The following is a 7,379-nucleotide window of genomic DNA, read 5'->3' on the forward strand; positions in this document are numbered from 1 at the left end:
CCCGCGGCGCCATGACTGTCGGTGTCCGGCGCGGCGAGGGCTTTTGTAGGCAGTGCACAGACACTAACGGGACGACCAGCCGCCCACGATGTGGCGATACCCACACCTCGGGCCGACTCTGTTGTACGAACTCTCCTTGGCCGGGAGCGGTTCCGTAGGACAGGATCGGCTCTCATGGACCTGCTGAACACGCTGGTGGACAAGGGGCTCCGACGTGAGCCGCTGAGCCGTGCCGAGGCGCTCGCCGTCCTCGGCACCTCCGACGACGAGCTGTTGGACGTGGTGGCCGCGGCCGGGAAGGTACGCCGGCACTGGTTCGGGCGCCGGGTGAAACTGAACTATCTGGTCAACCTCAAATCGGGCCTGTGCCCGGAGGACTGCTCCTACTGCTCCCAGCGGCTCGGCTCCACCGCCGGCATCCTCAAGTACACCTGGCTCAAGCCCGACCAGGCCTCCGAGGCCGCCGCGGCCGGGCTCGCGGGCGGCGCCAAGCGGGTCTGTCTGGTGGCATCGGGGCGGGGCCCGACCGACCGGGACGTGGACCGGGTGGCGGGCACCATCAAGACGATCAAGGAGCGACATGAGGGCGTCGAGGTCTGCGCCTGCCTCGGTCTGCTCTCCGACGGCCAGGCCGAACGCCTGCGCGAGGCGGGCGCGGACGCCTACAACCACAACCTCAACACCTCCGAGGCGACGTACGGCGAGATCACGACCACGCACACCTACGCCGACCGGGTCGACACCGTCCGCAAGGCGCACGCGGCGGGCCTGTCCGCCTGCTCGGGTCTGATCGCGGGCATGGGCGAGTCGGACGAGGACCTGGTGGACGTGGTGTTCTCGCTGCGTGAGCTGGACCCGGACTCCGTTCCGGTCAACTTCCTGATCCCGGTCGAGGGCACCCCGCTCGCCGAGGAGTGGAACCTCACCCCGCAGCGCTGTCTGCGCATCCTGGCGATGGTCCGGTTCGTCTGCCCGGACATCGAGGTGCGGATCGCGGGCGGCCGCGAGGTCCATCTCCGTACGATGCAGCCGCTCGCCCTGAACCTGGCCAACTCCATCTTCCTCGGTGACTACCTCACCACCGAGGGCCAGGCCGGCAAGGCCGACCTGGACATGATCGCGGACGCCGGGTTCGAGGTCGAGGGCACGGACCAGGTGACGCTGCCGGAGCACCGGGTCGGCGGCTGCGCGACTCAGGAGAGCGCCGGGTGCGGGTCCCACGAGGGCGGTGGCGTGTGCGGTTCCGCCGGCGAGACGCCGCCCGGCCAGGCGCGTACCGACCTCGTCTCGGTACGCCGCCGGGGCGCCGGAACGGACCTCGCGCCCAATGCCTGACCTGCCCGGCCTGCCGGTTTCCGAGCTGTTGGAGCTCGACCGGCGGCACGTGTGGCATCCGTACGGGCCCATGCCGGGCCGGCGGGAACCGCTCGTCGTGGAGTCGGCGAGCGGGGTCCGGCTGCGGCTCGCGGACGGCTCGGGCGAGCTGGTCGACGGCATGTCGTCGTGGTGGTCGGCGATCCACGGCTACCGCCACCCGGTGCTCGACGAGGCGGCGCGCGAGCAGTTGGGGCGGATGAGTCACGTCATGTTCGGCGGACTCACCCATGAGCCCGCCGTACGGCTGGCGAAGCACCTTGTCGACATGTCACCAGAGGGGCTGGAGCATGTCTTCCTCGCCGACTCGGGCTCGGTCTCCGTCGAGGTCGCTGTCAAGATGTGCCTGCAGTACTGGCGCTCGCTCGGCCGCCCCGGGAAGCGGCGTCTGCTGACCTGGCGCGGCGGCTACCACGGCGACACCTGGCAGCCGATGTCCGTGTGCGACCCCGAGGGCGGCATGCACGAGCTGTGGCAGGGCATCCTGCCCCAACAGGTGTTCGTGGACGCGCCGCCGGCGGAGTACGAGGAGTCGTACGCCGATCTGCTGCGCTCGGCCGTCGAGCGGCACGCCGACGAGCTGGCCGCCGTGATCGTGGAGCCGGTGGTGCAGGGAGCGGGCGGGATGCGGTTCCACTCCCCCGCCTATCTGCGGGTGCTGCGCGAGGTGTGCGACGAGTACGACGTACTGCTGGTGTTCGACGAGATCGCGACCGGCTTCGGGCGTACGGGCGCGCTGTTCGCGGCGGACCACGCGGCGGTGAGCCCGGATGTGATGTGCGTGGGCAAGGCGCTGACCGGCGGCTATCTGACCATGGCGGCGGCTCTGTGCACCGCACGGGTGGCCGAGGGGATCTCGCGGGGTGAGGTGCCGGTGCTGGCCCACGGGCCGACCTTCATGGGCAATCCGCTGGCGGCGGCCGTCGCCTGCGCCTCGATCGAACTGCTGCTCGGCCAGGACTGGCTCGGGGAGGTCAAGCGGATCGAGACGGGGCTGCGGGAGGGGCTGGCGCCCGCTCGCGAAGTGCCGGGCGTGCGGGACGTACGCGTCCTCGGTGCGATCGGTGTCGTCCAGCTCGACCACGCGGTGGACATGGAGGCGGCGACGGCGGCCGCCGTCCGCGAGGGCGTGTGGCTGCGGCCGTTCCGCGATCTCGTGTACACGATGCCGCCGTACGTCACGGGCGACGACGACGTGGCCCGGATCGCCCGCGCGGTGTGCGCGGCGGCGACGGCGGGATGACAGAGCGACGGAACGACGGAGGAAGGTGCCATGACGGTCCTGGTGATCACGGGGACGGGCACGGAGGTCGGCAAGACGGTCGTCACGGCGGCCGTCGCGGCCCTGGCCGTGGCGTCCGGCCGTTCCGTGGCCGTCCTCAAGCCCGCGCAGACCGGGGTGCGGCCGGACGAGCGCGGTGACGCGGACGAGGTGGCGCGGCTCGCGGGTGCCGTGACGGTGCGCGAACTCGGCCGCTACCCGGAGCCGTTGGCTCCCGCGACCGCCGCCCGCCGCTCCGGGCTCCCGCCCGTGCACCCCGAGGAGGTCGCGGAGGCGGCGGCCAAGCTGGCGGTCGAGCACGACCTGGTACTGGTCGAGGGCGCGGGCGGGCTGCTCGTACGGTTCGACGAGGCGGGCGGGACCCTCGCCGACACGGCCCGGCTGCTCGCCGCGCCGGTCCTGCTGGTCGCCTCGGCGGGGCTCGGCACCCTCAACACGACGGAGCTGACCGCGCGTGAACTGGCCGCGCGCGAGCTGGACCTGGCGGGCGTGGTGATCGGCAGCTGGCCCGACGCCCCCGATCTGGCGTCCCGCTGCAACCTGGCGGACCTGCCGGTGGTGGCCGGGGCGCCGCTGCTGGGGGCGGTGCCGGCGGGGGTGGGTCCGCTGGCGCCGGACGACTTCCGCGCCCAGGCGGGGAGTTGGCTGGCGCCGTGGTTGGGCGGAGTGTGGGACGCCGAGGTGTTCACGGCACGGGAGTCCGCTGAGGCGTAGTCGCGCAGTCGCCCCGCACCCCAAAGGATCAGGGCTCGCCCGGCGCTTCTAAGGGGCGCGGGGAACTGCGCGAGCAACCACGACGCGCCCGCGGACGCCGACGCACCCGAAACCCCGAGCTCTCAGGCGCTCTCCTCCCCCAACAACCGCACCAACTCGATCCGCGACCTGATCCCCAACCGCGAGAACACCCCGCGAAGATGGTGGTCGATCGTGCGAGGGCTGAGCAGCAGTCGCGCGGCGATCTCCCGATTCGTGGCCCCGTCGGCGGCCATGCGGGCGATCATCAACTGCTGAGCGGTGAGACGAGCGGCGAGATCCTCGGCACCCGGCGCGCCGGAGGCGCGCTCCCCCAGAGCCCGGAGTTCCGCGCGGGCCTGGACCGCGCACTGCGGGGAGCCGAAGTGTTCGAAGGCCTCCAGGGCGCTGTGGAGGCGGTCGCGGGCCTCGGTGCGGTTGCGGAGCCGGCGCAACGCGCTGCCGAAGAGCAGTTCCGTACGGGCGCGTTCGAAGTCGCGGGTGCCGGAGGCGTGCAGGTCCAGGGCCGTGCGGTAGTGCTCGACGGCCTCCTCCCCGGTGGCGAGCAGCGCGCGGCAGCGGGCGCTGAGGGCGAGGTCGTCGGCGCTGCGGACGGTGCGGGCCCAGCGGTCGTAGTCGGCGTGCGCGGCGCGGGCCACGCGGCTGTCGCCGGTGCGGACGGCGGCCTCGACGTAGTGCGGGGTGGCGAGGTGCCGGATGGCGCGGTGCCCGTGCCCGGGGCCGAAGCCGGCGAGGGCGCGCAGCCGGGCCGCCGAGGCGGCGTAGCGGCCGGTGCTCAGGTCGAGGAAGGCGAGGGCGAACATCGCGAGGGCGGCGGGCAGTCCGAGGCCGCGCCCCAGGGCGTACGCGCGGGCGGAGTCGGCGCGCTCCCGGCACACCTTCTCGTCGCCGGTGACGGCCGCGAACATCGCGAGGGCGGCCTGGAGATGGCAGGCCCCGTTGTCCTGCCCGGTGGCGTAGGCCTGGCGCAGGGCGTCCAGGACGGCTCCTTCGGCGGCCTTGGGGCGCCCGGTCCAGAACTCCGTGTACGCCCGGAACTCCATGGCCTGCGGCACGGTCACCGTGTCGCCCCTGGCCCGGGCGGAGGCGGCGGCGCGGGCGGTGGCGGTGAAGGCGCGGGTGTGGTCGCCGAGGAGCAGGGCGGCGATCCCGGAGTGGATCAGCTGGGTGGGGTCGCCGCCTGGGCCGCAGCGTCCGGCGGCGGCTTCGAGGACGTCCCGGGCGTCGTCGTAGCGCCCTTCGAACGCGGCGGCCAGGGCGCCGAGGGTGCTCGGCGGGAGGATGCCCAGCGCGTCGGCGACGGCGGCGGCCTCCCGGCAGCGGCGTAGGTCCCCGGTGTAGATGGCGGCCTCGGTGGCTCGTGCCAGCAGATGGGCGGCCTTGTCCGGGGCCTGGTCGCCGCCGTGCCGGACGGTGGCGGTGAGCAGGGCGTCGAAGGCCTCGGAGGCGTTGCCTGCGCGGAGTGCGAGGAGGCCGCCGAGGGCGTCGTCGTCGGTGGCGGCGACGAGGCGGCGGGCCCGGTCGCCGTCGCCCGACTGCCAGGCCTCGGCGGCGGCCTGGGCGAGCAGGGGCATGCGTTCGGCCGGTTCGGGGGTGAGGGCGGCGGCGCGTTCGGCGAGGGCGGAGGCCAGGCCGGGATCGCCGATGGCACGTGCCACCCGCGCCGCGAGACGGAGTTCGCCGGCGAGGCGGCGGCTGGGGCCGAGGGCCCCGGCGGCCCGGTGCCAGGAGCGGCCGGGTCTCTCGCCCTCGCCGTTCAGGACGGCGGCGAGGAGGCGATGGGCCTCGCGCCGGTCGGTCATGGACGCGGACTCGTACACGGCGATCCGTGTCCTGGCGTCCCGGAAGACGATGCCCTGGGCCGTGGCATGGGCCAGGCCCGCCGCTTCCGCCGTGTCGAGGGGGCGGGTGTCCAGCCGGGCGGCCGTGACGGCCCGCGCGTAGGCGTGCGTCGGGACCGGGTACTGGTCGGCCGCGCCGAGGAGCAGCAGGAACCGGGTGTCGTCGGGCAGGGCCCGTACGTCCCGGCGGTGGGTCCGCAGCAGTGCGGGGGCGAGCGCCAGGGGCTCGGCCGGGAGCGGATCCAGGCCGGTGGTCTGGCGTTCGGTCAGGGCGGCGGCGAGTTCCGCGGCGGCCCGCGGATCGCCCTGGGCGGCGTGCAGCAGGCGTACGCGCACGCCTTCGGACAGCGCGGGCACGGCGGCCGACGCTGTGTTCTGGCTCGACCACATGTTCCTGGGTGGCGGTGGCGAGCGATGCGGAAGTCGTGGGGGGTTCACCGGAGTCACCACACCCATCACGTTACTGGCGAGTTAACCGGCCAGTAAAGACCGGCGATTTCGCCGATGCGGCGCGCGTAGACCCGCCCTGACACTCCAGGCAACCCCACCCGTATCAGGAGGCACCATGCAGCGCCGCATGCGTCGTGTCGCCACGGCTCTTTCCACCGTGGCCACGACGCTCCTTCTGTCGCTCACCTTCTCCGCGTCCCCCGCCCAGGCCGCGACCCACAACCCGGTCGTCTTCGTACACGGTCTGAGCAGTTCGTCCAGCAGCTGGGACGAATGGGGCGCGTACTTCCAGGAGGACGGCTACTCCGCCTCGGAGGTGCACGCCTGGTCCTACGACTGGGCCAAGTCCAACGTCACGACGGCCCAGCAGCTCCAGACCAAGATCCAGAGCGTGCTCGCCTCCACCGGCGCCTCCAAGGTCGACCTGGTCGTCCACTCGATGGGCGCGCTCAACTCCCGCTACTACCTCAAGAACCTCGGCGGGACGGCGTACGTGGACGACTTCGTCTCGACGGCCGGCGTCAACCACGGCACGACCGTGGCCGGCTGGTGCCGGTGGCTCTACACGTCCTGCTCGGAGATGTACACCGGCAGCTCGTTCCTGACCTCGCTCAACTCCGGGGACGAGACGCCGGGCAGCGTCTCGTACGCCAGCTACTGGTCGAACTGCGACGACGCGCTCACCCCGGACACCACCGCGATCCTCAGCGGCGCCACGAACGTCGAGGTCGGCTGCGTCTCGCACACCGACATGAACAACGACCACGGCGTCTACGAACAGGTCCGGGACTTCATCGCCTGACCCGGCCCTTCGCCGCACCTCACCCGTCGCACGGCTGTTCCCCACAGCTGTGCGACGGGTGAGTCGTCGCTTCCCGGGGGACAATCGCGGTATCTGCCGTCCTCCTCGGGAGGCCCTCATGGCCCGCGCCACCAAGGACGCCGTGCACCACCCTGTCTTCGCCCGGTTCTACGCCAGACTGAGCGTGTCGGCGGAGCCGAGGGTGGGGCCCGTACGTGACGAGTTGCTCGCCGGGCTCTCCGGGCGGGTCATCGAGATCGGCGCCGGCAACGGCCTGAACTTCGCGCACTTCCCGACCACCGTCGCGGAGGTGGTCGCGATCGAACCGGAGGCTTCCCTGCGACGGTTCGCCCTGGAGTCCGCCCTGCGCGCCGAGGTGCCCGTGGACGTCGTACCGGGCGCGGCGGAGGCGCTGCCGGTCAAGAGCGAGGCGTTCGACGCGGCCGTGGTGTCGCTGGTGCTGTGCAGTGTGCGGGATGTCCGGCGCTCACTGAGCGAGGTGCGGCGGGTGCTGCGCCCCGGCGGTGAGCTGCGGTTCTTCGAACACGGCCGGGGCGGCGGGCGCGCGATGCGGACGTTCCAGCGGGCGCTGGACCGCACGGTGTGGCCGCCGCTGTTCGGCGGCTGCCATGTGTCCCGCGACCCGGTCGCCACGATCCGGGCCGCCGGGTTCGAGATCGAGTCGGTACGGGAGTTCCTGGTGCCGGAGACGGGGCCGCGGCTGCCCAGCTCCTACTGCGTGGCGGGCCGGGCACGACGGCCCGAATCCGACGACGGCGATGGCCATGGCGGTGACGGTGACGATGACGATGACGATGACGATGACCGTACGGTGAGCTAGACCCAATGCCGTGTAGATAGGGCTTGGGGTGCTGGC

General features: G+C 72.9%; 6 protein-coding genes. 5 read left to right on the plus strand and 1 reads right to left on the minus strand.

Annotation, left to right across the window (positions count from 1 at the left end; genetic code table 11):
- Positions 1-174: 174 nt before the first annotated feature.
- Genes bioB through bioD form a run of 3 tightly spaced genes read left to right on the plus strand, consistent with a single transcriptional unit; the run spans position 175 to position 3,370 of the window.
- On the plus strand, positions 175-1,335 hold the full coding sequence (gene bioB, locus I8N67_RS03760) for a biotin synthase BioB (RefSeq protein WP_200301101.1): 1,161 nt from the start codon (positions 175-177) through the stop codon (positions 1,333-1,335).
- Positions 1,328-2,617, plus strand: a complete 1,290-nt coding sequence (locus I8N67_RS03765; protein ID WP_200301102.1) for an adenosylmethionine--8-amino-7-oxononanoate transaminase — start codon at positions 1,328-1,330, stop codon at positions 2,615-2,617. Before bioB ends, I8N67_RS03765 begins: the two co-directional genes overlap by 8 nt.
- A 30-nt stretch (positions 2,618-2,647) precedes the next feature.
- Entirely contained in the window at positions 2,648-3,370 is a 723-nt protein-coding gene (gene bioD, locus I8N67_RS03770) for a dethiobiotin synthase (RefSeq protein WP_200301103.1), read from the plus strand.
- A gap of 122 nt (positions 3,371-3,492) precedes the next feature.
- Here bioD and I8N67_RS03775 read toward each other — a convergent pair whose 3' ends face one another.
- A complete protein-coding gene (locus I8N67_RS03775; protein WP_200301104.1) occupies positions 3,493-5,640 on the minus strand; it encodes a helix-turn-helix domain-containing protein in 2,148 nt (715 codons plus the stop codon).
- A 175-nt stretch (positions 5,641-5,815) separates the two neighbouring features.
- On the opposite strand from I8N67_RS03775, the gene I8N67_RS03780 reads away from it, so the two are divergent.
- Entirely contained in the window at positions 5,816-6,502 is a 687-nt protein-coding gene (locus I8N67_RS03780; protein ID WP_200301105.1) for an esterase/lipase family protein, read from the plus strand.
- 118 nt (positions 6,503-6,620) lie between these two features.
- The gene (locus I8N67_RS03785; protein WP_200301106.1) at positions 6,621-7,343 is read left to right on the plus strand and encodes a class I SAM-dependent methyltransferase; all 723 of its coding nucleotides are present in this window, start codon (positions 6,621-6,623) and stop codon (positions 7,341-7,343) included.
- The last annotated feature ends 36 nt before the right edge of the window (positions 7,344-7,379 follow it).

It is taken from the genome of Streptomyces adelaidensis (genome assembly GCF_016598475.1).
Taxonomy (GTDB): domain Bacteria; phylum Actinomycetota; class Actinomycetes; order Streptomycetales; family Streptomycetaceae; genus Streptomyces; species Streptomyces adelaidensis.